The sequence below is a fragment of the Burkholderia sp. 4NA327C6 genome, from assembly GCF_005502655.1.
GTDB classification, from domain to species: Bacteria; Pseudomonadota; Gammaproteobacteria; order Burkholderiales; family Burkholderiaceae; genus Burkholderia; species Burkholderia contaminans.
Genome location: NZ_SCNZ01000007.1, coordinates 62936 through 89466, shown reverse-complemented (window position 1 = coordinate 89466; position 26531 = coordinate 62936). Strand labels below are relative to the sequence as shown.

22 protein-coding genes, 1 other RNA gene and 1 riboswitch are annotated in these 26531 nt (G+C 68.4%); of the genes, 15 read left to right on the top strand and 8 right to left on the bottom strand.

What is annotated here, in order from left to right; translation table 11 throughout:
- Positions 1-10: 10 nt before the first annotated feature.
- Entirely contained in the window at positions 11-727 is a 717-nt protein-coding gene (gene gph / locus FFS49_RS09745; protein WP_105817537.1) for a phosphoglycolate phosphatase, read from the top strand.
- Positions 728-744: 17 nt separating this feature from the next.
- Positions 745-1114, top strand: a transfer-messenger RNA (tmRNA) gene (gene ssrA, locus FFS49_RS09740).
- A 274-nt stretch (positions 1115-1388) separates the two neighbouring features.
- Here the strand turns inward: ssrA and FFS49_RS09735 are convergent.
- The 3 genes from FFS49_RS09735 to FFS49_RS09725 form a co-directional block, all read right to left on the bottom strand.
- Complete coding sequence (locus tag FFS49_RS09735; RefSeq protein ID WP_039343289.1) at positions 1389-1742, bottom strand: DUF4148 domain-containing protein; 354 nt, start codon at positions 1740-1742, stop codon at positions 1389-1391.
- Positions 1743-2116: 374 nt separating this feature from the next.
- Complete coding sequence (locus FFS49_RS09730) at positions 2117-2386, bottom strand: hypothetical protein (RefSeq protein ID WP_039343291.1); 270 nt, start codon at positions 2384-2386, stop codon at positions 2117-2119.
- 101 nt (positions 2387-2487) lie between these two features.
- Positions 2488-3594, bottom strand: coding sequence for a substrate-binding domain-containing protein (locus FFS49_RS09725; protein WP_105817538.1), 1107 nt, complete (start codon positions 3592-3594; stop codon positions 2488-2490).
- A 131-nt stretch (positions 3595-3725) separates the two neighbouring features.
- Here FFS49_RS09725 and FFS49_RS09720 point away from each other — a divergent pair, with 131 nt between their 5' ends.
- From FFS49_RS09720 to FFS49_RS09705, 4 genes are read left to right on the top strand one after another with little or no spacing between them, the layout of a single operon-like run.
- The gene (locus FFS49_RS09720) at positions 3726-4226 is read left to right on the top strand and encodes an NAD(P)H-dependent oxidoreductase subunit E (protein ID WP_105817539.1); all 501 of its coding nucleotides are present in this window, start codon (positions 3726-3728) and stop codon (positions 4224-4226) included.
- A complete protein-coding gene (locus FFS49_RS09715; RefSeq protein ID WP_105817540.1) occupies positions 4223-5800 on the top strand; it encodes a formate dehydrogenase beta subunit in 1578 nt (525 codons plus the stop codon). The genes FFS49_RS09720 and FFS49_RS09715 overlap by 4 nt, the downstream gene beginning before the upstream one ends.
- Positions 5801-5817: 17 nt before the next feature.
- Complete coding sequence (gene fdhF / locus FFS49_RS09710) at positions 5818-8775, top strand: formate dehydrogenase subunit alpha (protein WP_105817541.1); 2958 nt, start codon at positions 5818-5820, stop codon at positions 8773-8775.
- 7 nt (positions 8776-8782) lie between these two features.
- Positions 8783-9034: a formate dehydrogenase subunit delta gene (locus FFS49_RS09705; protein ID WP_069256072.1), complete on the top strand. Its 252-nt coding sequence runs from the start codon at positions 8783-8785 to the stop codon at positions 9032-9034.
- Between the two features lie 8 nt (positions 9035-9042).
- On the opposite strand, the gene FFS49_RS09700 is transcribed toward FFS49_RS09705, so the two are convergent.
- Positions 9043-10686, bottom strand: coding sequence for an FAD-dependent monooxygenase (locus tag FFS49_RS09700; protein ID WP_039343305.1), 1644 nt, complete (start codon positions 10684-10686; stop codon positions 9043-9045).
- A gap of 58 nt (positions 10687-10744) precedes the next feature.
- Here FFS49_RS09700 and FFS49_RS09695 point away from each other — a divergent pair, with 58 nt between their 5' ends.
- Positions 10745-12658 carry a tetratricopeptide repeat protein gene (locus FFS49_RS09695; protein WP_105817542.1) on the top strand — a complete coding sequence of 638 codons (1914 nt, stop codon included), beginning with the start codon at positions 10745-10747 and terminating at the stop codon, positions 12656-12658.
- Positions 12659-12741: 83 nt separating this feature from the next.
- Here FFS49_RS09695 and FFS49_RS09690 read toward each other — a convergent pair whose 3' ends face one another.
- Positions 12742-14037: an MFS transporter gene (locus FFS49_RS09690; RefSeq protein WP_071334113.1), complete on the bottom strand. Its 1296-nt coding sequence runs from the start codon at positions 14035-14037 to the stop codon at positions 12742-12744.
- Between the two features lie 350 nt (positions 14038-14387).
- On the opposite strand from FFS49_RS09690, the gene FFS49_RS09685 reads away from it, so the two are divergent.
- Positions 14388-15338, top strand: coding sequence for a hypothetical protein (locus tag FFS49_RS09685; protein WP_105817543.1), 951 nt, complete (start codon positions 14388-14390; stop codon positions 15336-15338).
- A gap of 76 nt (positions 15339-15414) precedes the next feature.
- Here the strand turns inward: FFS49_RS09685 and FFS49_RS09680 are convergent, their stop codons facing one another.
- Positions 15415-16107 carry a DUF2968 domain-containing protein gene (locus FFS49_RS09680; RefSeq protein WP_039343315.1) on the bottom strand — a complete coding sequence of 231 codons (693 nt, stop codon included), beginning with the start codon at positions 16105-16107 and terminating at the stop codon, positions 15415-15417.
- Positions 16108-16222: 115 nt separating this feature from the next.
- Positions 16223-17413, bottom strand: a complete 1191-nt coding sequence (locus tag FFS49_RS09675) for a type 1 glutamine amidotransferase (protein WP_039343319.1) — start codon at positions 17411-17413, stop codon at positions 16223-16225.
- A gap of 279 nt (positions 17414-17692) precedes the next feature.
- Between FFS49_RS09675 and FFS49_RS09665 the strand changes: the two genes are divergently transcribed.
- The 7 genes from FFS49_RS09665 to FFS49_RS09620 all read left to right on the top strand — a co-directional run bounded on the left by FFS49_RS09665 (position 17693) and on the right by FFS49_RS09620 (position 25725).
- A complete protein-coding gene (locus FFS49_RS09665) occupies positions 17693-18373 on the top strand; it encodes a GntR family transcriptional regulator (RefSeq protein WP_105817544.1) in 681 nt (226 codons plus the stop codon).
- Between the two features lie 7 nt (positions 18374-18380).
- Positions 18381-19757 (top strand): amidase, encoded by a 1377-nt coding sequence (locus FFS49_RS09660; protein ID WP_039343325.1) that lies wholly within the window; start codon positions 18381-18383, stop codon positions 19755-19757.
- A 139-nt stretch (positions 19758-19896) separates the two neighbouring features.
- The gene (locus FFS49_RS09655) at positions 19897-20409 is read left to right on the top strand and encodes a disulfide bond formation protein B (protein ID WP_039343326.1); all 513 of its coding nucleotides are present in this window, start codon (positions 19897-19899) and stop codon (positions 20407-20409) included.
- Between the two features lie 632 nt (positions 20410-21041).
- Positions 21042-22058 (top strand): xanthine dehydrogenase accessory protein XdhC, encoded by a 1017-nt coding sequence (gene xdhC, locus FFS49_RS09645; protein ID WP_105817545.1) that lies wholly within the window; start codon positions 21042-21044, stop codon positions 22056-22058.
- Positions 22059-22076: 18 nt separating this feature from the next.
- The gene (locus FFS49_RS09640) at positions 22077-23102 is read left to right on the top strand and encodes an adenosine deaminase (RefSeq protein ID WP_105817546.1); all 1026 of its coding nucleotides are present in this window, start codon (positions 22077-22079) and stop codon (positions 23100-23102) included.
- A 371-nt stretch (positions 23103-23473) separates the two neighbouring features.
- Positions 23474-24790 carry a guanine deaminase gene (gene guaD / locus FFS49_RS09630; protein ID WP_105817548.1) on the top strand — a complete coding sequence of 439 codons (1317 nt, stop codon included), beginning with the start codon at positions 23474-23476 and terminating at the stop codon, positions 24788-24790.
- Between the two features lie 146 nt (positions 24791-24936).
- Positions 24937-25074, top strand: a riboswitch (yybP-ykoY riboswitch).
- Between the two features lie 78 nt (positions 25075-25152).
- Positions 25153-25725, top strand: a complete 573-nt coding sequence (locus FFS49_RS09620) for a TMEM165/GDT1 family protein (protein WP_039343340.1) — start codon at positions 25153-25155, stop codon at positions 25723-25725.
- Between the two features lie 52 nt (positions 25726-25777).
- On the opposite strand, the gene FFS49_RS09615 is transcribed toward FFS49_RS09620, so the two are convergent.
- The gene (locus FFS49_RS09615) at positions 25778-26476 is read right to left on the bottom strand and encodes a DUF4136 domain-containing protein (RefSeq protein ID WP_046545164.1); all 699 of its coding nucleotides are present in this window, start codon (positions 26474-26476) and stop codon (positions 25778-25780) included.
- Between the last annotated feature and the right edge of the window lie 55 nt (positions 26477-26531).

The following is a 26531-nucleotide window of genomic DNA, read 5'->3' as shown; positions in this document are numbered from 1 at the left end:
TCCAACCGGCATGACGACTCCCCTCTCGACCGCGCGGGCTGCATTCGACGAACCGCGCCTGCTGCACTGCGATGCCGTGCTGTTCGACCTGGACGGCACGCTCGCCGACACGGCCCCCGATCTCGCGGCTGCCGTCAACAAGATGCAACGCATGCGCGACCTGCCAGAAACACCGCTCGACGTGCTGCGGCCGCTGGCCTCGGCCGGCGCGCGCGGCCTGCTCGGCGGCGCGTTCGGCATCGATCCGCACTCGCCCGGTTACGAAGCGATGCGCGACGAGTTCCTGGCCAACTACGCGACGGATCTGTGCGTGCATACGACGCTGTTCCCCGGCATCGGCGACGTGCTCGACGAACTCGACGCACGTGGCGTACGCTGGGGCATCGTCACGAACAAGGCAATGCGGCTCACCGCGCCGCTCGTCGACCTGCTTGGCCTCGCGCCGCGCGCCGCCTGCGTCGTCGGGGGCGACACAACGCCGCACTCGAAGCCGCACCCGGCCCCGCTGCTGCATGCGGCGGACCAGCTGACGCTCGCACCTGCGCGCATCGTCTACGTCGGCGACGACCTGCGCGACATCCAAGCCGGCAGCGCCGCCGGCATGGCGACGGTCGCGGCGGCGTACGGCTATTGCGGCGATGGCGCCGCACCGGCCGACTGGCAAGCGCAGCATCTCGTCGACACGACGCAGCAACTGCGCGAACTGCTGCGCGATGTTGGGCTATAATGATTGATCTTATCCGCGGGGGCGACCTGGTTTCGACAGGGGTTGTGAAGCGGCTAGGGCATGTCGAGGACCCGTCACCTCGTTAATCAATGGGAAAATCGTAACTGCAAACGACGATACGTTCGCACTGGCAGCCTAACGGCCGCCGTCCTCTGCCTAGTTCACTGACGGGCTAGTGTCGCAAGACCGGTAGCAATACCGCCAGAGGTCATTTACGTCAGTTAAGCCCTGTCGACGTCGCGACGCCAGGGTCGAAAACCTAGCGAATCGCCGTAGTGCAGCGTGTTCGTCCGCGTCGCTGCGGTTAAATCAAATGACTGAACTAAACATGTAGAACTAGTCGTGGAGCGCTTCTGGACGCGGGTTCGATTCCCGCCGCCTCCACCAAATTCCGCGCTCGCCGCACGAACCCCGCATGACGCAAGTCTGCGGGGTTTTTTGTTGCCGGCAAAACGCACTCACCCCCTCCTTTCGAAAAAGCGCCCGGCCACGGGCGGGCCGGGCGGAATGCCACCGGACTTCCGGCGACAGGAGGTGACGGATATCCTGCCTTGCCCGCGCACGCATCGATCGCGCCGGGCAGCGGCCGGCCCGGGTGCTGCGCCGCCAGGCGCGACGCGTCGTCGCACCCGGCATTCACGCATACCGGGCGATACGCGGTTCAGCTGCCGCGATACAGCGACTTCATTTCTTCAGCGGTGGCCGGACGCACGCCCATTGCACGCGAACCCGCTGCCGATGCGCCCTGCGCCTGTGCGCCATAACCGCTGGCATCGGCGCCTTGCGCTTGCGCCAGCGCGGCACGCTGCTGCTCTGCAACACGAGCCGTGGCAGCCTGGATCGCTTCCGGATAATGCGGATCTTCGCCGCGAGCGGAGTTGTAACCTGCCTGCTGCAGCTGGACCAGTTCGGCGCGAACCTGCGCGCGGGTGATCGTCGAGCCCGACTGGGCGAACGACACGACCGGGGCAACGAGAGCGGCAGCAACGACAACAGCTTGAACGAGCGACTTCATGATGACCTACCTCCAGATTTGTCTGTGTTCGCGGTGAACACCTTGTTCATCGCTGACAACCCGAAGTTTATGTAGGTGGATGCTTAAGAATAAGGCAGGTTTCTGGAAGTCATCCTTGCTGATTTACGGGTTAACCCTAAATCACCCATCAGGCCGGCGATACGCATATCCCTGCGTCGCCCGGCATCGAATTGCACGACGACTCACCGGAAAGCAAAAGCCCCGCGAAGCGGCAACGCTTCGCGGGGCTCGGACAAAATCGGAATCGCACGGTAGTCCGGCTGCCGCCGGTCAGCCAGGTCGGCGTGCGAGCGCAACACCCGCCAGTCGAACCCGTGCCGCAGGCCCCTCGTGCGAACGCGCCCGTCGCCAGGTTACCGGCTATCCATCGGACACTTCAGGTTGCAGCCGTTGGGATCGCCTAGGTCGCCCTTGCGGCGCAAGGCCGATTTGTTGCCGCTCTGGTATTTCTGCGACGGCGCAGACGCCGCGAACGGCATCTGCGGATGCTCGTTCAGGCGAAACTGTTCGCTCAGGATACCGCCGGGCACCCCGGGCGAATTCTGCGCGAGCGCAAACGGCGAAACAGCGACCAGCAGCCCCGCGGCCAACACTGCCGCGGTGAGGGAAACGGAAAATTTCATGGCGGGATGACGCTTGAACGGCGTGCTTGTTGGAACGTTGGTCAAGCGGCAAGCGTAGCGCAAATCCCCTGCTGCTGCATCGCGGTTAGATTGCGTCCGCGTTACCGGGAATTGCCCTCCGGCACGCTCGCGCCGTCGCCGCCGGCGAGCCCCGACGCGATGCTCGTCAGCGTTCCGCACGCAGCCGGATCGTAGCCGTCGAGATGCGCGACGCGCTCGACAAAGCGCGCATCGCGCAGCAGCGCCAACACACCGGCAAGCGGCCGCGCGTCGAGCCGCGCGCGTTCGCATGCAAAGTAATAGTCTTCGTCGACGACCGGGATGAAATCGAGCCCGAAATGACGGGCGGCCGGCTCGACGCCGAAGCCGAGATCGGCCATCCCGCTCGCGACGAACGCCGCGATCGCCGAGTGCGTGAGCTCGGCCGACGCATAGCCGTCGATGCGCTCTGGATCGATGCCGATCGCGCGCAGCGCGAGATCCAGCAGCATGCGCGTTCCCGACCCCGGCTGGCGGTTGACGAAGCGGATGTCATTGCGCGCGAGATCCGCGAGCCCGCGAACCTGCTTCGGGTTGCCGCGCGGAATGAACAACCCCTGCTGGCGTCGTGTCAGGTGGATCAGCACATGGCGCGTATCGTCGAGCCACGGCCGGTAGATCTGCGCGCACCGCGCGCGAAACGCGCCGCGCGGCAGATGGAAGCCGGCCAGGTCGCACTCGCCGCGGCCAAGCGCCTGCACGGCCTCGACACTCTCGCGATACTTGATGTCGACGGCCGCCTGCGCATCGACGAGCGCGGAGACGAGCGTCGCGACCGCATAGCCGTGCGACGCATGGATGCGCACGGCGCCGTCGCGCTGCGCGAGCCGCCGGTTCAGGTCGCTCGCCACTTCGGCCGCCAGCGTGCGCAGGTTCCCGTCGAGACGGCTGCGCGCGAGGCGCTGCGCATCGACGACGGCCTGCCCGAGCGCCGACAACGTCGAGCCCTTGCCGCGCGCGGTTTCGATCAGTTCCCCGCCGATGCACGCCTCCAGCGCGCGGAGCATGCCCCATGCGTGCCGGTAGGACAGCCCTTTCGCTTGCGCGGCCTGCGCAATGCTGCCCGTGTCGGCCACGAGTTCGAGCAACGGCGCGACATCCGACAGGCTGGCCGCACGACCTTCCGTGTCGCGTACGGTCAGATACGCGTCGCATTCGATGCGAATCATTTATGCACTCTGATTTCCTATTGCGACCGCCAGATCTTCCGCTTATCGTTGCTCAAAATCAATCAGAACGAAGTTTCAATGTGCACTATATGAATCACGAGCACATATGAGATTTTGGAGGAGCACAGCTGATGTCCCCGAATTCCCAAGCGCCCGACGCACTTGTCGAGCGCCATGCACGCGCCGGCCGGTCGATCGTGGCGATCCTGCACGCGATCCAGGACGACGCGGGCTACGTGCCGCCAGGCTGCGTCGCGCCGCTCGCCCGCGCACTCAACCTGTCGCGCGCGGAAGTGCACGGCGTCCTGACTTACTACCACCACTTCCGCACCGCACCGCCCGCCCGCGTGACGATCCAGATGTGTCGCGCCGAAGCGTGTCGCAGCATGGGCTGCGAAGCGCTGGCCGCGCATGCGGAAGCCCGCACGGGTTGCCGGTTCGACGCAGCGCACGGCGATGCCGCCGATGCGCATGCGCCCGGTGACGTCGCGCTTGAATCGGTCTACTGCCTCGGACTGTGTGCGCAGTCGCCGTCGATGACGGTCAATGGCGTGCTGCACGCGAAGGTCACGCCTGAGAAATTCGACGCCCTGCTCGCCGACGCGGCCGCGCACACCCCGGAGGCCGCATGACGACCCGCATCTACGTTCCGCGCGATTCGTCCGCGCTGGCACTCGGCGCCGACGCGCTCGCCGCCGCGATCGAGGCGGAAGCCGAACGCCGCGGCATCGCCATCGAACTGGTCCGCAACGGTTCGCGCGGGCTGCTGTGGCTCGAGCCGCTCGTCGAGGTCGGCACAGCCGCCGGCCGCGTCGGCTATGCGAATCTGTCGGCCGCCGACGTGCCGGCCCTGTTCGACGCGAACTGGCTCGAAGGCGGCACGCATCCGAGCGCTGTCGGGCTCGTCGATGCACTGCCCTATCTCGCGCGCCAGCAACGCCTCACGTTCGCACGCATCGGCCTGACGGATCCGCTGTCGATCGACGACTACCTGCGATACGAAGGGCTCGCCGGCCTGAAGAACGCGCTCGCGCTCGACGGCGATGCCGCGTGCGAAACGCTGATCGAGTCGGGGCTGCGCGGCCGCGGTGGTGCAGCGTTCCCGGCCGGCATCAAATGGCGCACGGTCCGGCAGGCCCGCGCCGCGCAGAAATACATCGTCTGCAATGCAGACGAAGGCGATTCGGGCACGTTCTCCGACCGCCTGATCATGGAATGCGATCCGTACTGCCTGATCGAAGGGATGATCATCGCGGGCGTCGCGACCGGCGCGACCGTCGGCTACATCTACGTGCGCAGCGAATACCCGCACGCGATCGCCACGCTCGAAGCCGCGATCGTCCGCGCACGTGAAGCCGGCTGGCTCGGCGAGCACGTGCTCGGCTCCGCGCACGCGTTCGAGCTGCACGTCGCGAAAGGCGCGGGCTCTTACGTGTGCGGCGAGGAAACGGCGCTGCTCGAATCGCTCGAAGGCAAGCGCGGCGTCGTGCGTGCGAAACCGCCGCTGCCCGCACTCGCCGGCCTGTACGGCCAGCCGACCGTCATCAACAACGTGATCACGCTCGCAACGGCGCCCGTGATCTTCGCGCGCGGCGCGGCGTTCTATCGCGACTACGGGATGGGCCGCTCGCGCGGCACGCTGCCGTTCCAGCTCGCCGGCAACATCCGCCACGGCGGCCTCGTCGAACTCGCGTTCGGCGTCACGCTGCGCGAGCTGCTGTTCGACTTCGGCGGCGGCACGGCCAGCGGCCGGCCCGCACGTGCCGCGCAGGTGGGCGGCCCGCTCGGCACCTACCTGCCCGACCACCAGTGGGACGTGCCGCTCGACTACGAAGCGTATACGGCGATCGGCGCGGTGGTCGGCCACGGCGGCATCGTGCTGCACGACGACACGTCGAACCTCGCCGAGCTCGCCGAATACGCGATGAAGTTCTGTGCAATCGAGTCGTGCGGCAAGTGCACGCCGTGCCGGATCGGTTCGACGCGCGGCGTCGAGACGATCGCGCGCATCCGCCAGGGCGATACGTCGGAGCGGCAGGTCACGCTGCTGCGCGACCTGTGCGACACGATGCTCGCCGGTTCGCTGTGCGCGATGGGCGGCATGACACCCTACCCGGTGCTGTCCGCACTCGACCATTTCCCCGAAGATTTCGGGCTCGCTGCCGGCAAACATGCCGCGTCGGGTCCGGTCAAGGCTGCGGCCTGACCCAGAAGGAGCCCTGCATGTCCCTCGACACGAACAACGTCCGCCAAGGCGGCTGCGGCTCGGCCCAATGCGCGTGCAAGAGCGCTGCGCAGGCGCGTGCACTCGATCCGTTCGACGATACCGACTACGGCACGCCGCGACGGCATGCCGATACCGACGTCACGCTCGAAATCGACGGCCAGCCGGTCACGGTGCCGGCCGGCACGTCGGTGATGCGTGCGGCGATCGAAGCCGGCGTCAACGTCCCGAAGCTCTGCGCGACCGATTCGCTCGAGCCGTTCGGCTCGTGCCGGCTGTGCCTCGTCGAGATCGAAGGCCGCCGCGGCTATCCGGCGTCGTGCACGACACCCGCCGAAGCGGGCATGAAGGTGCGCACGCAGTCGGACCGGCTGCAGTCGCTGCGTCGCAACGTGATGGAGCTGTACATCTCCGACCATCCGCTCGACTGCCTCACCTGCCCCGCCAACGGCGATTGCGAGCTGCAGGACATGGCGGGCGTGGTCGGCCTGCGCGAAGTGCGCTACGGCTTCGACGGCGCGAATCACCTGAAGGACACGAAGGACGAATCGAACCCGTACTTCACGTACGACCCGTCGAAGTGCATCGTCTGCAACCGCTGCGTGCGCGCCTGCGAGGAAACGCAAGGCACGTTCGCGCTGACGATCGCCGCACGCGGCTTCGAATCGCGCGTCGCCGCCGGCGAAAGCGAATCGTTCATGGCATCGGAGTGCGTGTCGTGCGGCGCGTGCGTCGCCGCGTGCCCGACCGCCACGCTGCAGGAAAAATCGGTCGTGCAACTCGGGCAGGCCGAACACTCGGTCGTCACGACCTGCGCATACTGCGGCGTCGGCTGCTCGTTCAAGGCCGAGATGAAGGGCACCCAGGTCGTGCGCATGACGCCGCACAAGAACGGCCTCGCGAACGAGGGCCACGCGTGCGTGAAGGGCCGCTTCGCGTGGGGCTATGCGACGCACAAGGACCGCATCACGAAGCCGATGATCCGCGAGAAGATCACCGACCCGTGGCGCGAAGTCAGCTGGGACGAAGCGCTCACCTACGCGGCAACGCAATTCCGCAAGCTGCAGGACAAGTACGGCCGCGATTCCATCGGCGGCATCACGTCGTCGCGCTGCACGAACGAGGAAACCTACCTCGTGCAGAAGCTGGTGCGCGCCGCGTTCGGCAACAACAACGTCGACACCTGCGCACGCGTGTGCCACTCGCCGACGGGCTATGGCCTCAAGACGACGCTCGGCGAATCGGCCGGCACGCAGACGTTCGCGTCGGTCGGCCAGGCCGACGTGATCGTCGTGATGGGCGCGAACCCGACCGACGGCCACCCCGTGTTCGGCTCGCGGCTGAAGCGGCGTGTACGTGAAGGCGCGAAGCTGATCGTGATCGACCCGCGCCGCATCGACGTCGTCGACGGACCGCACGTAAAGGCGACCCACCACCTGCAGTTGCGGCCCGGCACCAACGTCGCGATCGTCAACGCGCTCGCGCACGTGATCGTCACCGAAGGGCTCGTCGCCGACGCATTCGTCGCCGAGCGCTGCGAGACGCGCGCATTCGAGCAATGGCGCGACTTCGTCTCGCGACCCGACAACTCGCCCGAGGCGACCGCCGCCGTGACGGGCGTGCCGGCCGAGCTGGTACGCGAAGCCGCGCGCCTCTATGCGACGGGCGGCAATGCCGCGATCTATTACGGACTGGGCGTGACCGAACACGCGCAGGGCTCGACGACGGTGATGGGCATCGCGAACCTCGCCATGGCAACCGGCAACATCGGCCGCGAAGGTGTCGGTGTCAATCCGCTGCGCGGCCAGAACAACGTGCAGGGCTCGTGCGACATGGGCTCGTTCCCGCACGAACTGCCCGGCTACCGGCACATCGGCGACGAGGTCGTGCGCACGCAGTTCGAAGCGGCGTGGTCGGCGAAGCTGCAACCGGAACCGGGGCTGCGCATCCCGAACATGTTCGAAGCGGCGCTCGACGGCAGCTTCAAGGGGCTTTACTGCCAGGGCGAGGACATCGTCCAGTCGGACCCGAATACGCAGCACGTCGCGGCCGCGCTGTCGGCAATGGAATGCATCGTCGTGCAGGACATCTTCCTGAACGAGACCGCGAAATACGCGCACGTGCTGCTGCCCGGCTCGTCGTTCCTCGAGAAGGACGGCACGTTCACGAATGCGGAACGCCGCATCTCGCGCGTGCGCAAGGTGATGCCGCCGCTCGCGGGCTACGCGGACTGGGAAGTCACGCTGATGCTGTCGCGCGCGCTCGGCTACGAGATGGACTATGCGCATCCGTCGGAAATCATGGACGAGATCGCGCGGCTCACGCCGACCTTTTCGGGTGTGTCCTACGCGAAGCTCGATACGCTCGGCAGCATTCAGTGGCCGTGCAACGAGCACGCACCGGAAGGCACGCCGACGATGCACATCGACGCATTCGTGCGCGGCAAGGGCAAGTTCGTGATCACGCAGTTCATCGCGTCGCCGGAGAAGGTCACGCAGCGCTATCCGCTGATCCTGACGACGGGCCGCATCCTGTCGCAGTACAACGTCGGCGCGCAGACCCGCCGCACCGAGAACGTGCGGTGGCACGAAGAGGATCGCCTCGAGATCCATCCGCACGACGCGCAGGATCGCGGTATCCGCAGCGGCGACTGGGTGGGCATTGAATCGCGTGCGGGGCAGACGGTGCTGCGCGCGCTCGTGACCGAACGCATGCAGCCGGGTGTCGTTTATACGACGTTCCACTTCCCCGAATCGGGCGCGAACGTGATCACGACGGACAGCTCGGACTGGGCGACGAACTGCCCCGAGTACAAGGTGACGGCCGTGCAGGTGCTGCCCGTCGCGCAGCCTTCCGACTGGCAGCAAGCGTATGCGCGCTTCAACGCGGAGCAGCTCGACCTGCTCGAGCGCCGCGCCGCCGCGACCGCGACCGCCGGCGTGACGACGGGCAAGTGAGGAAGCGATGGACAACGGACACCTGATCGACATGGCCAACCAGATCGGCGCATTCTTCGAATCGATGCCCGATCGAGACGAAGCGTTGACCGGCATCGCCGACCATATCCGGCGCTTCTGGGAGCCGCGGATGCGTCGCGCGTTGCTCGCGGCGCTCGACGATCCGTCAAGCGAGGCCGGGCAACGTGCGGCACCGATCGTGCGCGACGCGATCGCCGCGCACCGCGCGTCGCTCGTACCCGCCGCGGCGAGCGCCTGACCGCACCGCTACGCGGACCGCGACATGCCAGCGAACCAGCTTTCGCAGTGGCGCAGCAGCGCGTTCGCGTCGGTCGCCGTGCGCCCGCGCGCAGCGACGTAACCATCCGGCCGCAGCAGGTAAAACGACGGCCGCGAGCGGCCGTATTCCTGCGCGAGGCCGGCATCGCCGCCTTCGGCATCGGTGACGCGCCAGACGCGCACCGCGTCCGGCATGATCCGTTCGAGCCCCTGCACGAGCGCCTGCGCATCGGTCGGCATCGGCGGCACTGCGCCGGTATCGGCGTTCACCGGCTCTTCCAGCAGCAGCAACGTGAAGCTCGCCGGATCGTGCAGGTCGTATAGCCGCGCCGTTCCGGGCGCCTGACCGAGCGGCCCGTCGAGCACCCGCACGCGCGCGTCGGGTGCCCGCTCGCCTGCGCGAGGCCCGCCATCGAGCACGCGCTCGAGCGTCAGCGGACTCTTCCGGTACTGCACGCCGAGTTCGCTGACCGTGCGCCGCACTGCGTCGCGCATCGGCCCGAACGACGCCAGCACCGGCACGACGTGATCGCGCAGCAGCTTCATCGCGCCGCGCTCGGCTTCGACGATTTGCGTGACGAACCCGGTTTGCCGCAACACGTCGCGCTCGATCGGGTGACGCTCCGCGTGATACGTGTCGAGCAGCCGCTCGGGCGTGCCCGCGCCGAGCACGCGCGCGAGCTTCCAGCCGAGATTGAACGCCTCCTGGATGCCCGTGTTCATGCCCTGCGCGCCGGCCGGACTATGGACGTGCGCGGCGTCGCCCGCGAAGAACACGCGGCCGTGACGCAGCCGGTCGACCATCCGGCTGTGCAGATGAAAATACGACGACCAGGCGAGATCGCTCGGCGAGATCGACGCGCCGGCGCGGGCACGCACGATCGCGTCGCATTCCGCGAGCGACGGGGTCGGTGCATCGGGCGATGCGTCGCTCCCGGGCGGCCGGTCGGCCACGAGCCGGTAACGGCCGCCACCCATCGGAAACAGGCCGGCGATGCCTTCGGCTGTCGTGAACAGGTGGATCTCTTCGTCCGGCCAGTCGGGTATTGCCGCGAAATCGGCGAGCAGGAAGGTCTGCTCGAACGCATGCCCGGTGAAACCCAGGCCGAGCAGATGCCTGACCGTGCTGTGCGCGCCGTCGGCGGCGATCAGGTACGACGGCGCGAACGATTCGTCGCGGCCGTCCGCGCAGCGGATCGACACGTCGAGCGACGCACCGCCCGCATCGCATGCGGTCAGCGTCGCGCCGCGCTCGACCGTCACGCCGAGCCGGGCCAGATGGTCGGCAAGCAGGCGCTCGGTGATGGTCTGGTCGAGAAACAGCAGGTACGGATAGCGCGTTTGCAGCGGATCGAAATCGAGCCGCGCGATCACGCGGCCGTCGGCATGCAGCGCGGCCGCATGGGCACGATGGCCGAGCGCGAGAAACGGTTCGACCGCGCGATGCTGCTCCAGCAGTTCGAGCGTGCGCGCCTGGATACCGATCGCGCGCGAATGCGGCGCCGGTGCAGCGAGCCGATCGATGATGCGCACCGGCACGCGGGCCCGCGCGAGGCTCATCGCCGCGGCAAGGCCGGTCGGCCCCGCGCCGACGATCAGCACGGGCTGGATATCGGGCAGTGTGTCAGCCATGAGAACCTCGATGACACGCGACCCTGCAAGTCTACGCCGCTCCGCGTGACGGGGCCATATGCCGATCGGCCGACGCGCGGCACCCCCGCGCGGTGTGGGAAAATACGCGCTTTCCGTCAGTTTTCGCGTTATGGATTCCGCATTCGACCGGGCGTATGCCGCACACCGCGCGGGCCGCCTCGCCGAGGCCGAGCACGGCTATCGCAACGCGCTCGCCTCCAATCCCGCCGACGCCGACGCGCTGCATCTGTTCGGCGTGCTGCGGCACCAGCAGGGCCAGCACGCCGAGGCGGCCGATCTCGTCGGCCGCGCCGTCGCGCTGCGGCCGGGCGATGCCGCGCTGCAGCTCAATCTCGGCAACGCGCTGAAGGCACTCGGCCGGCTCGACGAAGCAGTCGACCGCTTTCGCAACGCGCTGACGCTCGCGCCCGAATTTCCGCTCGCGCACTACAACCTCGGCAACGCGTATGCGGCGATGCAGCGCCACGACGATGCGATCGACGCGTTCGGCCGCGCGCTGCGGCTCACGCCCGACGATGCATCGATCCACAACAATCTCGGCAACGCGCTGAACGCGCTCGGCCGCCACGACGACGCGCTCGCCGCGTTCCATCGCGCGCTCGAGCTGCGGCCCGGACATGCGGGGGCGCACAACAACCTCGCGATGGCACTGAACGCGATGGGCCGCGCCGACGACGCGATCGCGCACTTCCAGGCCGCGATCGCCGCGCAGCCGGGCTTCGTCGCCGCCCATTTCAATCTCGGCAACACGTTCGACGCGGTCGGCCGGCATGCGGAGGCGGCCGCCGCGTTCGAAGCCGCGCTCGCGCTGCATCCGTCGTTTCCGCTCGCGCTGTTCGGGCTCGCGAACGCACTGGGCGCGCAGGGCCGCCACCGCGACGCGCTGCCCTACTACGAGCGTGCCGTCGGGCTCGATCCGTCGTTCAGCCTCGCCTGGCTGAATCTCGGCAACGCACATCACGCGCTCGGTGCGCACGAGATGGCGCTGCGCGCCTTCGACCAGGCACTGCGCGTCGCGCCGGATCTCACGCTGGCACGGCTGCACCGCGCGGTCACGCTGCTGACGCTCGGCGACTTCACGCGCGGCCTGCCCGCCTACGAAGCGCGCCACGACACGCCGGGCGCGACGCCGCTCGGCACGCTGCCGCGCTGGCAAGGCGAGCCGATTGCGTCGCGCACGCTGCTGATCCGCGCGGAACAGGGCTTCGGCGACACGCTGCAGTTCGTCCGTTTCGTGCCGCTCGCCCGCGCACGCTGCGCGCGCGTCGTGCTCGAAGTCCAGCCGGAACTCGTTCCGCTGCTGGCGCCGGCCGCGGCACGCTGGCGCGTGACGCTCGTCGCCCTGGGCGCGGCAAAACCGCCTACCGCGGATGTCGCGTGCACGCTGATGAGCCTACCGTTCCTGCTCGGGCTTCAGACGCAAGAGGACATCGTCGCGGGCGCGCGCTACCTCGACGTCCCCGACGGCGCCGGCCGGCGCTTTCGCGGCTCGCTCGGCGGGCGATCGAAGCGCAAGTTCGGCCTTGCGTGGTCGGGGCGCCGGCAGGCGCAGGAAAATCGCTCGATGCCGTTCGACGCACTCGCTCCGCTGCTCGCGCTACCGGACATCGACTGGATCGTGCTGCAACCCGCACTCGACGACGACGAGCGAGCGCGCGTCGACGCACATCCGCGCGTGCATCGGCTCGATGGCCGGCTGAACGACTTTGCCGACACGGCCGCGCTGATCGATCGGCTCGACGGCGTCGTCACGATCGATACGGCGGTCGCGCACCTCGCCGGCGCGCTCGGCAAACCGCTGTGGGTGATGCTGCCGTTCGCGCCGGACTGGCGCTGGTTCACCGGCGACGACTGCCCGTGGTATCCGCAGGCCAGGCTCGCCCGCCAGCCCGCGCCGGGCGAATGGCACGACGTGGCGGCCGCGGTCGCCGGCATGCTGCGCGAAGCCTGAACGCAGACGAAAAAAGGGAGCGCGCCGCGCTCCCTTTTCAGTACATCGCGTGCGGCCGGCGCCGCGCGTGATACGTGTGCCGGTCAGGCCGCCTTGTACTGGTTGCGCGCCTCGGACGTGCGATACAGCACGAGTGTCGCGATCAGCCCGCAAATCGCGGCAACGCTCAGCCACAAACCCGGCGCCGCCTTGTTCCCGGTCTGATGAATCAGCAGCGTCGAGATTGCGGGCGTGAAGCCGCCGATCGTCGTCGCCAGGCTGTATGCCAGCGAGAAACCGGCCGTGCGCACGTCGGCCGGCATCACTTCGGTCAGCGCGACGACCATCGCCCCGTTATACGACGCGTACAGGAATGACAGCCAAAGCTCGACCGCGAGCAGCCGCAGGAACGACGGATCGCCGACGAGCCACAGCACGGCCGGGTAAGCCGTCAACAGCGTCAGCACCGTGAACGCGATCAGCACCGGGCGGCGGCCGATGCGGTCGGACAACGCGCCGGACAGCGGCAGCCACACGAGATTGGAGATCCCCACGCAGACGGTCACGACGAGCGCATCGAGCGACGACAGGTGCAGCACTTCCTTGCCGAACGTCGGCGTATAGGCGGTGATCATGTAGAACGACACCGTCGTCATGATCACCATCCCCATGCCCGCCACCACAATGCCCCAGTTGTCGAGCATCGAACGCATGATCTCGCCCATCGTCGGACGATGACGCTTCGCGAGGAACTCGTCGGTCTCCTTCAGCGAGCGACGGATCAGGAACAGGAACGGCACGATCAGGCAGCCGATCAGGAACGGAATGCGCCAGCCCCACGCGGTCATCTCCTCGACCGGCAGTGCGCGGTTCAGCAGCACGCCGACGAATGCGGCGAACACGACGGCCACCTGCTGGCTGCCCGACTGCCACGACGTATAGAACCCCTTGTGCCCCTTCGTCGCAATCTCCGACAGGTAGACCGACACGCCGCCGAGTTCGACGCCCGCCGAAAATCCCTGCAGCAGCCGGCCGAGCAGCACGAGCGCCGGCGCGAGCACGCCGATCGTCGCATAGCCGGGTATCGCGGCCACCGTGAGCGTGCCGAGCGCCATCAGGCCGAGCGTCAGGATCAGCCCCTTGCGCCGGCCGTGATGGTCGATGTACGCGCCGAGCACGATTGCGCCGACCGGCCGCATCAGGAAGCCCGCACCGAACACCGACAGCGACAGCATCAGCGACGCGAATGCGTTGCCGCTCGGAAAATAGGTTTTCGCGATGGCCGACGCGTAATAGCCGTAGACCATGAAATCGTACATTTCCAGGAAGTTGCCGCTGACGACGCGGAATACGGTGCGGAATTTCGATTCCTGCGCGATGGCGTGTGACGCTGTGGACATGTTTTCTCGCTCAGCTCGGATGGCGCGAATCCGCGCCGCATGGATCCGACGACGCACGCGGCGCCGGGCCGGCGCGCACGGGCATCGCTGCCCGCCGGCGACGCGCCGCGCAACGACGCGCGCACCGGCATGGTTCGCGCATCATGCCATGCCAACCCGACATTTGCCTTGTGCCGCCCCTGCCGCTGAGGTCGCGGCGCTCTCCTCGTACTAGTCGTCCCGAAACGGAAGCAAAAATCAGATTGATCTGATCGACCGGCCTTCGCCGGCTGACGACAATGTCTCGATTTGCGACGACATATCCGCGCCGCACCGGCACGGATGTCCGTGCCGCATGGCGCACCGCCCTCATGACTCCATCGCACCTCGTCCCCGTTGCCGGCGCGCTTGCCCGCCCTCGCATCGCTCCGCTCGATCAGGTCCCGTCGTTCGGCCAAGACTGGATCTTTCGCGGCGCACCCGGTGCGCGCGCCGGCAAGCACTGCCTCGCGACACTGGCAACGTCCTGCATCGACGTCGACCGGCCGCACCGCACGTGCCACTGGAAGCCGCTGCCGACGATCGCGCCTGCACCGATTTCCACCAGGCCGCCGGTTGCGATTCCGGCCGCCGCCGGCCGGCGCCCCCACCGTATCGCCGGTGGCGCTCGCGACCGGCGTGCGAAGTACGCGCTCTGCTGGAGCATCGGCGCGCTCGGCATCATTGGCTGGCTGATCGCCGCGCACGAGCCCATGACGGAATTCTGGCCCACCTACGCGATTCGAACGGCCGATGGCGCGCCCGATCACGCCACGTCGTCGTCCGGCACGGTGCAGGTCGCGATGGCTCGGCCGCACACGTCGACGAACGCCATGCCGCAGCACGAGACGGCTGCCCCCGTCGCGACGACGGCCGGATCACCGCCGGCCGCGCACCCGGTCACGCGTCGTCCGGCGTCGCGTCGTCCGCCGGCTACGTCCGACACGCCGCGCACCGCCACGGCCTCGTCGCTCCATTCGAACGGCAAGCGCACGACAGCGGCACCGGCCGGGCGCCCGACCGTGCAGCGGCTGGCTGCGCGCCCGCCGGTCCGGAACAACCCGATCGACACCCGGGCACGCGATCGGCTCGCCACCGCGCCGCACACAATCGCCAATTCACACGATGCGCTCGACGATCCGCTCACGCTGATCGCCATGGCAGGCGCGCTGCGCGCGACGCAGCCAGCCCGCGCAACGCACGCTCCCCCCGTCAATTTCGACTGGACGGCACAACTGTCCCACCGCCGCTTGACCGACACGCCGAACGCGTTCGCGCGCTGACGGCACGGCCGTAAAAAAACCCGGCGAAGCTCGCTTCGCCGGGTTTTGCTCGTCTCTGTGTCGGTCTGACGATCCGTTACTTGTGCGTGGGCAGCCCCGTCTCGGTCTGCTTCTCGAGCTGTCGCACCTGCTCCTGCAGATCGCGCAGCTGCAACTGCGCAGCCCGCTTCTCGACCTGCAGCGCCTGTGCCTGCTCCTGCGCCGAGCGCTGCCGCTGCGCGACTTCGGCCTGCTGGCTGCGTGCAACGCTCAGGTCGGCCTGCAACTGCTGCGCACGATTCGCCTGCAGCGCGATCACGCGCTCGAGAAACGCCTTCTGCGCCTCCAGCTCGGTACGGCGGATCTCGATGTCGGCAAGTTGTACGGTCTGCTGAACGAAGTTTGCATACACCATCTCCGCGCGGCTCTTTTCCTGCGACCGGATCACACGCCACAGATGCTTGTCCTGGAACAGCGCGACGTAGTACGTCATCTCGCGCGGGTCGAACATCAGGCTCGCACCGTAGCTGCCGTTGTAGGTCGTACGCATCTCGACGATCCGGCCATCGCGCAGCATCTGCGTCAACTCGGCGACGTTGCCTTGCGCGGACGCATCGGTCGCAGCCGGATTGGAAGCCGCCGCGTCGCCGCGCAAGCTCGTGACCGCCGGACGCGTTCCGGCGGCGGGCGCGGTCGTGTCGGCAGACCAGGCCGCACCCGCTTGCGTGCAGGCAACCAGCGCAACGATCCACGTTGCGCACCGTGCAGGGGAAAAATTTCGGAAAGCCAACGTCAGACTCCGGCGAACGAATCGGAACTCGCGATTATCGTTCAAAACGAAACGGCCGCATCTCGAATTTATCGGACTGCGGCCGGTCGTCGTGCGACGCGAAGCATCCAGCTTGCTACAGGCGGGTTTCGCGCGCCGCGCGCAGGAATGCATCGAGCAACGGCGTGCAGTCGAGCAGTTCCGAACCGCCGGCCCGATGGAACTCCGGGTGCCACTGCACGCCGACGACGAACGGCGAACGGCGATGACGAATGCCCTCGATGATCCCGTCACCGGCCGACACGGCTTCGATGTTCAGATCGCGGCCGAGATCCCGGATCGCCTGGTGGTGGATCGAGTTGACGATCGCTTCGCTGCGCCCGGGGAACATGCTCGCGAGCGTCGACGAATCCGGGAAGCGGATCGCGTGTCGATGCTGGTCGTAATGCTCGCTCACGTGCGCATTCGCGGTCGGCACGTCGGTGGCGATGTCCTGGTACAGCGAGCCACCGAACGCGACGTTGATCAGCTGGCAGCCGCGGCATACGCCGAGCACGGGTTTGCCGGATTCGACGAACTCGTGCAGCAGCTCGAGCTCGTACATGTCGCGCACGCGATCGCCCGGCCATTCGGGGCGGGCGTCCGATGCGGCGTAGGTTTGCGGCGATACGTCTGCGCCACCCTGCAGCAGCAGGCCGTCGAGATGCTTCGCGTAGTCGCGCAGGCGGATGTTGCTCGGGTGAATCATGCCCTGGTGGCCGACGGTCGGAATCATGAACACGAGCACGTCGCGCGACATGACCCAGTGCGCGATCGATTCCTCGAGATACTGGAGCGTCTTGCCCCGCAGCCCCTTCGCACCCGGCTCCGGATGGAAGATCCGCGCCGACACGCCGATGCGCAGCGTGCGCTGCGTGATGCGCTGGCCTGCACGGTCGAACAGCCTGCGCGCGCGCGCGGCCACGATCCGGCCGAATACCGACCACGGCGTGTCGCTCTGCTTCAGGTAGGCCGGCGGCGCATTCTGCGCGCTCGCAGGCGGCGGGCGCGGCGTGTCGAAATCAGGCGGCGCGCCGAAACCGGGTGGCGGCGTTCCAGCCTTCGGCGGCACGGCGGCAGCAGCACCATCGATGGCGGCGCCGGTCGCACCGGGCGCGCCCGGCTCGGACGCGGCCGTAACCGGTGACGCGCCGTCGGCAGCGACGTTCTGCGCGGCGGCCTGGGCAGCCGGCGCATCGGGCGCTTTCGCCGGATCGGAACGGGGGGAATCGGAAGAAACGGAGGAGGTGCCGGGCAGACCGGCCGGGGAAGGCGTGTTTTCGCTCATGACGATGGTCTGGTACGTCGCTCACGCGTATGGATAAACGAGGATTCATTATGCTTCAGCGCACGATCGAGCGGCAAACCTGCAACATCCTGTCGATATTGTTGCAAGTCGGCGGCAAACTGCGTCGGGGAGCGTCCCCGCCCACGCGCCGGCGAGGCTGTTACAGCGCCTCCGGCACTGGACACCAGTGATATATCACAATAATATCCACGCATCGTCCACTTTCCCGCCAGCCTGCGCCATGATCGCGCCCCGCCCGGCCACCGCGCCGCACCCCGCATGAATGCCCTGACCGACGTCACGCGCGAGCCCCCGGCCGCACCGACGGCCAGCCTCGCCGACCGCGCGTATGCGCTGATCCAGCGCGACATCATCACGATGCGCCTGAAGCCCGGCGCCGCCCTCAACGAAGCCGACCTCGTCGCCCGCACCAGCATCGGCCGCACGCCGGTGCACCAGGCCGTGCATCGGCTCGTGCTCGAAGGGCTGCTGTCCGTGATGCCGCGCAAGGGATTGATGGTTCAGCCGCTGTCGCTCGACGACATCGTCGCGGTGATCGACGTGCGGCGCATCAACGAAGCGCACTGCGCGGAACTCGCCGCACGCCACGCAACGCCTGACGATCTCGCGCGCCTGGCCGCGCTGCTCGACGGCGGGCAGGCCTGTGTCGACACGCACGACGTCGAAGGCATGATGGAACTCGACCGCGCATTCCACCAGGCGATCGCCGCGGCCGCGCGCAATGCGGTCCTCGCCGACATCCTGCGCGGGCTGCATGAGCGCTCGCTGCGCTTCTGGTTCGTCACGCTGTCCGAACCTCACCATCTCGCCGACGTCCAGCACGAGCATCGCGAACTGTTCGACCGGCTAGCCGCGCGTGACGCCGCCGGCGCACGCGCGGCCGTCGAAAATCATATCGATTCGTTCCGCTCCACGCTTCTTCAACATCTTCGCCCCTGAGCCGCCCATGACCACTTTCACGCCCTTCCCCCCGCTCGCCCAGCTCGCCGCCGACCTCGCCGCCGGCCGGACCACGAGCCGCGCGCTCGTCGACACCGCGCTCGACCGGATCGCCGATCCGTCGGGCCAGGGCGCAGTCGTCTTCACGGAAGTCGATGCCGACAACGCGCGCGCGGCCGCCGACGCGCACGACCGGCTGCGCGCCGCGGGCACCGTACTGTCGCCGCTCGCGGGCATTCCGGTGTCGGTCAAGGACCTGTTCGACGTCGCGGGGCAGGTGACGCGTGCGGGTTCGCGCGTGCTCGACGGCGCGCCGCCCGCCCGCACCGATGCGGTCGCGGTCGCGCGGCTCAAGCGCGCGGGCGCGGTGCTGGTCGGCCGCACCAACATGAGCGAATTCGCGTTCTCGGGGCTCGGGCTGAATCCGCACTTCGGCCATCCGCGCTCGCCGTACCACCGCGACGTGCCGGGCGACGCACGGATTTCCGGCGGCTCGTCGTCCGGCGCCGCCGCATCCGTCGCCGACGGGATGGCGGCCGTCGCGCTCGGCACCGACACCGGCGGCTCGATCCGCATTCCGGCCGCGCTGTGCGGGCTGACGGGCTTCAAGCCGACCGCGAGCCGGATTCCGACGCAAGGCGGCGTGCCGCTGTCGACGACGCTCGACTCGTTCGGCCCGATCGGCCTGACGGTTGCGTGCTGTGCGCTCGTCGACCGGATGCTCGCGGGACTCGAACCGCACGTGCCGGCCGCCCGGCCGCTCGAAGGCGTGCGGCTCGGCGTGCTGACGAACTACGTGACGGACGGTGTCGATGCCGACGTCGCGGCCGCGCTCGACGCCGCGCTCAAGCATCTCGAAGCCGCCGGCGCGATCGTCACGGAAGTGCGCTTCCCCGCGCTCGACCGGCTGCCGGACGTCAACCGCTTCGGCTTCTCGCCAATCGAGGCCTACGCGTGGCATCGCCCGCTGCTCGCCAAGCACCGCGACCAGTACGACCCGCGCGTGCTCACGCGGATCCTGAAGGGCGAACCCGCGACCGCAGCCGACTATCTCGACCTGCTCGCCGCACGCACGGCGATGCTCGACGAAGCCGCCCACACGGTCTGGTCGCGTTTCGATGCACTCGTCGCGCCGACGGTGCCGGTCGTGCCGCCGCGCATCGCCGAACTCGAAGCGGACGACGCCGCGTTCACACGCACCAACGCGCTGATCCTGCGCAATCCGAGCGCGTTCAACTTCCTCGACGCGTGCGCGTTGTCGCTGCCCTGCCATCCGCGCGACGCGGCGCCGGTCGGGCTGATGCTCGCGGCCGCCCCGCACCGCGACGACGCGCTGCTCGCGATCGGCCAGGCGGTCGAGGCCGTGCTGAACACGATCCGCTGAGCGCAGCCGTCCAAACGCCGGCGGACACGACGCGCGATGCGGCAGGTTGCCGCACGCGCGCTGTCAGTTTCGTGCCAGACCATTCGCGCTAAAATCGCGCGATTGTTTTCCGGACCGACCCACGAGGAACCCCGCCGACATGAACGACTACACGCTCGCACTCCGCCGCGAACGCCGCCTGCTGATGCTGCTCGGTTGGGTGTGCATCGCCCTGCTGGCCGGTGCGCTGTACCTGCAGTACGTGAAGAACGAAGATCCGTGCCCGCTGTGCATCATCCAGCGCTACTTCTTCTGCGCGATCGGGATCTTCGCGTTCCTGGCCGCAGGGATCCGCAACTGGCGCGGCGTCTGGGTGCTCGAGCTGCTGATCGCGATCGCCGCGGCCGGCGGCGTCGGCACGGCCGCCCGGCACCTGTCGATCCAGATGAATCCGGGCTTCAGCTGCGGTTTCGACACGCTGCAGCCGATCGTCGACAGCCTGCCGCCCGCGCAGTGGTTCCCCGGGATGTTCAAGGTCGCCGGGCTGTGCGAGACGGTCTACCCGCCGATCTTCGGCATCCTGCTGCCCGGCTGGGCGCTGATCGGCTTCGCGGTGATCCTGATCGCCGTGGTCGCGAGCCTCTGGCGCCATCGCCGCAAGCTCGCGGCCTGACCGGCCGGTTTCGACCGGCCTGCGCGCGGCCGGCTCGCCCCGGGCCGCACACTGCCGCCGGCCGGTAGCCGCCCGGCTCCGGCGCACCCGCCGGCCCAGCCTGGCGAGCCGCATCCGGCCCGTCAAGCGTAAACACCTACCCCGCCGCCGCCCGGCTCTCCGGGCGAACGCGCATCGCGCGACTTCCGCGCCCAGCCCCGCCACGCCTGCGTTTCGGCCCGATGTGCACGCATCGGCGCCCCGATCCCGCGCGGCGGGCCTATGATCGACATGATCGCCTCCTGATAGCGCGGATCACCGCCTGGCAATGTTCCCGTCGCCTTGCGGTGCTATCTTCGTAACTGGATGGCGATCTACGTGCGCGAGGCCAGGCGGTCTCACCACCCCTGCGTAACGCGCGCCCGATCCGCAATGTCGACTGGATTCATCATGACAACGCAAACCATCCGCATCCGTCATCCTCATGGCGTCCGCGCATCCGGCGGTGCCGACCGCGCGCGCCGTTCGCGCGCTGCCGCCGCACTGCATCGGCCGTGCGGCCGGCCCGCCTCGCTCCCGTCCGCCATCGTTGCCGCCGCGCCCGCCAGCCCGCGCCGCGTGTCGTGCCGCGTCGCCCCGAACGGAGCGTGCTGATGGAAGCCTGGCTCGGCGATCTGCAGCAACTGCTCGCACATGGCGAAGCGGCCGTGCTCGTGACGGTCGCGCACACCGACGGCTCCGCGCCGCGCGAAGCCGGCACCAAGATGCTCGTCACGCGCGACATGGCCCGCCATACGATCGGCGGCGGTCATCTGGAATGGAAGGCGATCGAGATCGCGCGGCATCTGCTCAAGGATGGCGCGCACGTGCCGCACGCGCGCCGGCTCGAACGGCTCGCGCTCGGCCCGAGTCTCGGCCAATGCTGCGGCGGCGCCGTGGTGCTCGCGTTCGAGCGGCTCGATGTGGGCGATCTCGGCTGGATCATGTCGCTCGCGAAGCGTGTCGCGGCCGGCGCCGCGACCGTGCGTAGCGTATCATTCGGCCCCTCACCGGGCGCGCCGCTGTTGAGCGAGCCCGAATCGGAAGCCGCGCGTGCCGACTGCCTGCTGTGGGAAACCGGCGGCGTGTCGCTGATGACCGAAACGATCGCGCCGTATGCGTTCCCCGTCGTGCTGTTCGGCGCCGGGCACATCGGCACCGCGCTCGTGAAGGTACTGGCGACGCTGCCGTGCCACGTGCGCTGGATCGACGGGCCCGATGCGGTGTTCCCGCCGGCCGACGCGCTCGCCGGCATCGGCAACCTCGCGATCGAAGCGGCCGCTGCCCCGGTCGACGCGGTCGACGCCGCACCGCCGCAGTCATACTTCGTCGTGATGACGCACGACCACGCACTCGATTTCGTGCTGGCCGAGCGTATTCTGCGGCGCGGCGACTACGCGTACTTCGGGATGACCGGCTCGCACACGAAACGCGTGCAGTTCGATCATCGCCTCGCCGCGATCGGCATCGACCCGGCCCAGGTGGCACGGATGCGCTGCCCGATCGGTGTCGAAGGCATCATCGACAAGGCGCCCGAAGTGATCGCGATCTCGGTGGCTGCGCAATTGCTGCAGGCCGTCGAGGCCAACGCGAATGCGAACGCGTCCACGCAGGCTTCCCCTACCTACTGACCGACCAAGAACGACGCCATGACCCCGACATTCAAGGACAAGATTGCCCGCGCGCCGAAAGCGGAGCTGCACATCCATATCGAAGGCTCGCTCGAGCCCGAACTGATTTTCGCGCTGGCGCAGCGCAACGGCGTGAAGCTCGCGTACGACTCGATCGACGCGCTGCGCGCCGCGTACGCGTTCACCGACCTGCAGTCGTTCCTCGACATCTATTACGCCGGCGCGAGCGTGCTGCTGACCGAGCAGGATTTCTACGACATGACGGCCGCGTATTGCGAACGCGCGCTCGCCGACAACGTCGTCCACACCGAGCTGTTCTTCGATCCGCAAACGCACACCGAGCGCGGCGTATCGATCGAGACGGTGGTCGCGGGTATCGAGCGGGCACTCGCCGATGCCGAACAACGCGGGCTGTCGAGCAAGCTGATCCTGTGCTTCCTGCGTCATCTGTCCGAAGAGGACGCGCTCGCGACGTTCGAATCCGCGCTGCCGCTGTTCGAGCGCTATCGCCATCGCCTGATCGGCGTCGGCCTCGACTCGTCCGAGCTCGGCCATCCGCCGACGAAGTTCGCACGCGTGTTCGAGAAGGCGCGCGCGCTCGGGCTGAAGCTCGTCGCGCACGCGGGCGAGGAAGGCCCGCCCGCTTACATCTACGAAGCGCTCGACGTGCTGAAGGTCGACCGGATCGACCACGGCGTGCGCAGCATCGAGGACGCGGCGCTCGTCGAGCGCCTCGCGAAAACGCGCACGGCGCTCACCGTCTGCCCGCTGTCGAACCTGAAGCTGTGCGTGTTCGACGACATGGCGAAGCACACGCTGAAAGCGCTGCTCGATCGCGGCGTCGCGGTGACGATCAACTCCGACGATCCGGCCTATTTCGGCGGCTACGTCAATGAAAACTACTTCGCGACGGCCGAAGGGCTGCAACTCACGGATGCCGAAGTCCATGCGGTGATCCGCAACGGCTTCGAGGCATCGTTCATCGAACCGGCGCAGCGCGACGCACTGTACGCGCGCCTAGACGCGTACTGGCAGGCCGCGTGACGGCCGGCATCGAGGAACGCTGGACAGATGAAACACGGCAACGGCATCCGCTTCGCGACCACCGGCCCGGCCTTGCGCCGGGACGATCGCGTGCGTGAGCGCGCGGCGACGGCGCCGTTCGTCGTCGCTCGCGCGTGCCTGCCGTCGCGATTTGCCGTTTCGCTCAAGGCTTCATCGGTCGTGAGCGCAACGGCTGCGAGGCCCGCCGGCAACCACTCGCGGGCGGCTTCGGCCGCCACGTTCGCCCGCGCAATCGCATCCGGTCGTGCCGCACGCAGCGTGCCGCACCCGCTCGCCAGGCGCCGTCTTGCCGCCGTGCGGCGTCGCCCGTTTTCTTCTGTTCGCCTTACCTTGATGCAGGATCATTCGTCATGACGCAAACCGCTTTCCGTTCTCAGTTGCTGACCTTCAACGGCGACCCGGCGCAATCGAGCCAGGCCGCGAACTACGAGACCGACGGCCTCCTGATCGTCGACGACGGCAAGGTCGTCGCGGCCGGCCCGTACGCGCAGCTCGCCGCGACGCTCGCGCGCGATGCGATCGTCCATGAGCTGCGCGACAAGCTGATCGTGCCCGGCTTCATCGACACGCACATTCACTATCCGCAGACGGACATGATCGCGTCGCCGGCACCGGGCCTGCTGCCGTGGCTGGACAAGTACACGTTCCCGACCGAGCGCCAGTTCGGCGACCCCGAGCATGCGCGCGAAGTCGCCGACTTCTTCGTCGACGAACTGCTCGCCTGCGGCACGACGAGCGCGCTCGTCTACTGCACGGTGCACAAGCAGTCGGCCGATGCGCTGTTCGCGGCGAGCGACGCGCGCGACCTGCGGATGATCGCGGGCAAGGTGCTGATGGACCGCAACTGCCCCGAGTTCCTGCGCGATACCGCGCAATCAGGCTATGACGACAGCGCCGAGCTGATCGACCGCTGGCACGGCAAGGGGCGCCAGATGTACGCGCTCACGCCGCGCTTCGCGCCGACGTCGACCGAGGCGCAGCTCGAGGCGTGCGGCGAACTCGCGCGGCGCCATCCGGACGTGTTCGTGCAGAGCCACGTCGCAGAAAACGTCGACGAGGTGAAATGGGTGGCCGAGCTGTTCCCCGGCCATCGCAGCTATCTCGACATCTACGACCGCTACGGGCTGCTGCGCCCGCGCGCGGTGTACGGCCACTGCATCCACCTCGACGACGAGGACCGCCGCCGGATGGCCGAGACGCGAACCGTCGTCGCGCACTGCCCGACGTCGAACTTCTTCCTCGGCAGCGGGCTGTTCGATTTCGACAAGGCCGGCGAATACGACGTGCCCGTCACGCTCGCGACCGACGTCGGCGGCGGCACGTCGTTCTCGATGCTGCAGACGATGAACGAAGCGCACAAGGTCGCGCGACTGTCGGGCCACCACCTGACCGCGACGCGGATGTTCTGGCTCGCAACGGCCGGCGCCGCGCAGGCGCTCGACCTCGCCGACACGGTCGGCACGCTCGCCCCGCGTACCGAAGCCGACTTCGTCGTGCTCGATCCGCAAGCCACGCCGCTGCTCGCACGCCGCACGAAGCGTGCGGATTCGCTCGAGGAACTGCTGTTCGCGTTCGCGCTGCTCGGCGACGACCGCGCGGTGTACCGCACCTATGCGGCAGGCCAACTCGTCCACGAGCGCGGCGCGGCACGCCGCCCCGCCGCGTAACGACCCGCCGGGGTGCGCCCCGGCACGCGCGGGCATCCACCGCCGCGCGCGCCGGGCCGCCGAGCTTGCCATGCGCCGATCCCGCCCCGACTCGGGGCGCAGCGCCCGCCAACCGCTTTCCCGCGCGTAACGCGCCGTGCTAGAATTCGCCGCTCATTGGGGAGTAGCCGCTCCGCTCGATGTCCCGCGCCCCCGGCGCGCATCGTGACGGAGGCGTCCGTCAACAGACTTGGCCGTACGGCCATGGCGGACGCAGCCACCTAGGCCTGGCGAGACCGATGGTTCACAGCGCGCCGCATCAGGGCCCGGCGCGCGGTGGATCGTCGCTCGCACGCACAACATCGGCCCGTGGAACCCCATACGTGTCCCAAGCCTTCCTGATCTCCACCGGCGCCGTCGCCCTCGCTGAAATCGGCGACAAGACCCAACTGCTTTCCCTCGTACTGGCCGCGCGCTATCGCAAGCCGGTGCCGATCATTCTCGGCGTGCTCGTCGCGACACTCGTGAACCACGGGTTCGCCGGCGCGCTCGGCGAATGGCTCGGCGCGCTCGTCACGCCGTCGATCATGCGCTGGGCGCTCGCGTTCTCCTTCATCGCGATGGGGTTGTGGATCCTCGTGCCGGACAAGCTCGATGCCGACGAAGCCAATGCCAACCGCTCGCGGCTCGGCGTGTTCGGTGCGACCCTCGTCGCATTCTTCCTCGCGGAAATGGGCGACAAGACGCAGATCGCGACCGTCGCGCTCGCCGCGCGCTTCCAGGACTACATCGGTGTCGTGGCCGGCACGACGTTCGGGATGATGCTCGCGAACGTGCCCGCGATCCTGCTCGGCGACCGCTTCGCGCACCGCCTGCCGACGAAGCTCGTGCACGCGATCGCGGCCGTGCTGTTCGTCGTGCTCGGCGCGCTGGCGCTGCTGGGTATCGGGGTCTGACGGAAGGGCATGGCCGGCGCGGCCGGACGGCCGCGCCGAGAGGGATACCGCGTTACTTCGCGGCGGCGGCACCCGAGGCGGGCGCCACCGGCACCGCGCGCTCGTTGGCAGCCGGCGCCGCCGGGCCGCCGCGCTTGTCGACCGGCAGCCGGACCGAGCGAACCGCGCCGTTGGACAGCGGGAAATCGGCGAGCGCGCTGCGCGCGAGGAACGGCATCGCGTACAGCAGCGTACCGTTGTCGCCGGTCGTGCGCGCGGACACGTTGTACACCTCCTTGCCCGTCGCGCGCTCGGTGATGCGGATGCCGAGCGTGTAGTCGAACACCTGGTATGTCTGCGCGACGTAGCCGGCCGGCATCGGCCCCCAGGGACCCCACGGGCCCCACGGCCCGCGCCGCCAGTACGGCCCGGGCGCGAACCACGGATCGTAATAGACCGGCTGCGGTACCGTCACGAGATCGCTGCCGACCGCATAGGTCAGCCCGACGAGGTACCGCGCTTGCGCCTGCGGCACCTGCCGGAACGCATACGTCGACAGCTCGTTCGCGACGATCGGCTCGTAGGTCGACTGCTCGATGCTGTTCTTCTGCGCGTCGGTGCGCGTGAACGCATAGGTGCGTGTCGCGTCGCTGCCGCTCCAGTCGGAGAAGGCCGTGACCTGGGTCGTCACGTAGCTGGTACAGCCGGTCAGCAGCGCCACGCACAGCGCCGCCGCCCAGCCCGCACCGCGTTGAATCCATTCGCGTTTCATGTTGATCCTCTTCGATCCGTCACCCGTTCGTCGCACCGCGCGAACCGTAACGGGA

Bases quoted from the DNA above. Each gene is read 5' to 3' on its own strand.
- gph (WP_105817537.1), top strand. From the start codon at position 11: ATGACGACTCCCCTCTCGACCGCGCGGGCTGCATTCGACGAACCGCGC.
- FFS49_RS09735 (WP_039343289.1), bottom strand. From the start codon at position 1,742: ATGAAGTCGCTCGTTCAAGCTGTTGTCGTTGCTGCCGCTCTCGTTGCC.
- FFS49_RS09730 (WP_039343291.1), bottom strand. From the start codon at position 2,386: ATGAAATTTTCCGTTTCCCTCACCGCGGCAGTGTTGGCCGCGGGGCTG.
- FFS49_RS09725 (WP_105817538.1), bottom strand. From the start codon at position 3,594: ATGATTCGCATCGAATGCGACGCGTATCTGACCGTACGCGACACGGAA.
- FFS49_RS09720 (WP_105817539.1), top strand. From the start codon at position 3,726: ATGTCCCCGAATTCCCAAGCGCCCGACGCACTTGTCGAGCGCCATGCA.
- FFS49_RS09715 (WP_105817540.1), top strand. From the start codon at position 4,223: ATGACGACCCGCATCTACGTTCCGCGCGATTCGTCCGCGCTGGCACTC.
- fdhF (WP_105817541.1), top strand. From the start codon at position 5,818: ATGTCCCTCGACACGAACAACGTCCGCCAAGGCGGCTGCGGCTCGGCC.
- FFS49_RS09705 (WP_069256072.1), top strand. From the start codon at position 8,783: ATGGACAACGGACACCTGATCGACATGGCCAACCAGATCGGCGCATTC.
- FFS49_RS09700 (WP_039343305.1), bottom strand. From the start codon at position 10,686: ATGGCTGACACACTGCCCGATATCCAGCCCGTGCTGATCGTCGGCGCG.
- FFS49_RS09695 (WP_105817542.1), top strand. From the start codon at position 10,745: ATGCCGATCGGCCGACGCGCGGCACCCCCGCGCGGTGTGGGAAAATAC.
- FFS49_RS09690 (WP_071334113.1), bottom strand. From the start codon at position 14,037: ATGTCCACAGCGTCACACGCCATCGCGCAGGAATCGAAATTCCGCACC.
- FFS49_RS09685 (WP_105817543.1), top strand. From the start codon at position 14,388: ATGACTCCATCGCACCTCGTCCCCGTTGCCGGCGCGCTTGCCCGCCCT.
- FFS49_RS09675 (WP_039343319.1), bottom strand. From the start codon at position 17,413: ATGAGCGAAAACACGCCTTCCCCGGCCGGTCTGCCCGGCACCTCCTCC.
- FFS49_RS09665 (WP_105817544.1), top strand. From the start codon at position 17,693: ATGAATGCCCTGACCGACGTCACGCGCGAGCCCCCGGCCGCACCGACG.
- FFS49_RS09660 (WP_039343325.1), top strand. From the start codon at position 18,381: ATGACCACTTTCACGCCCTTCCCCCCGCTCGCCCAGCTCGCCGCCGAC.
- FFS49_RS09655 (WP_039343326.1), top strand. From the start codon at position 19,897: ATGAACGACTACACGCTCGCACTCCGCCGCGAACGCCGCCTGCTGATG.
- xdhC (WP_105817545.1), top strand. From the start codon at position 21,042: ATGGAAGCCTGGCTCGGCGATCTGCAGCAACTGCTCGCACATGGCGAA.
- FFS49_RS09640 (WP_105817546.1), top strand. From the start codon at position 22,077: ATGACCCCGACATTCAAGGACAAGATTGCCCGCGCGCCGAAAGCGGAG.
- guaD (WP_105817548.1), top strand. From the start codon at position 23,474: ATGACGCAAACCGCTTTCCGTTCTCAGTTGCTGACCTTCAACGGCGAC.
- FFS49_RS09615 (WP_046545164.1), bottom strand. From the start codon at position 26,476: ATGAAACGCGAATGGATTCAACGCGGTGCGGGCTGGGCGGCGGCGCTG.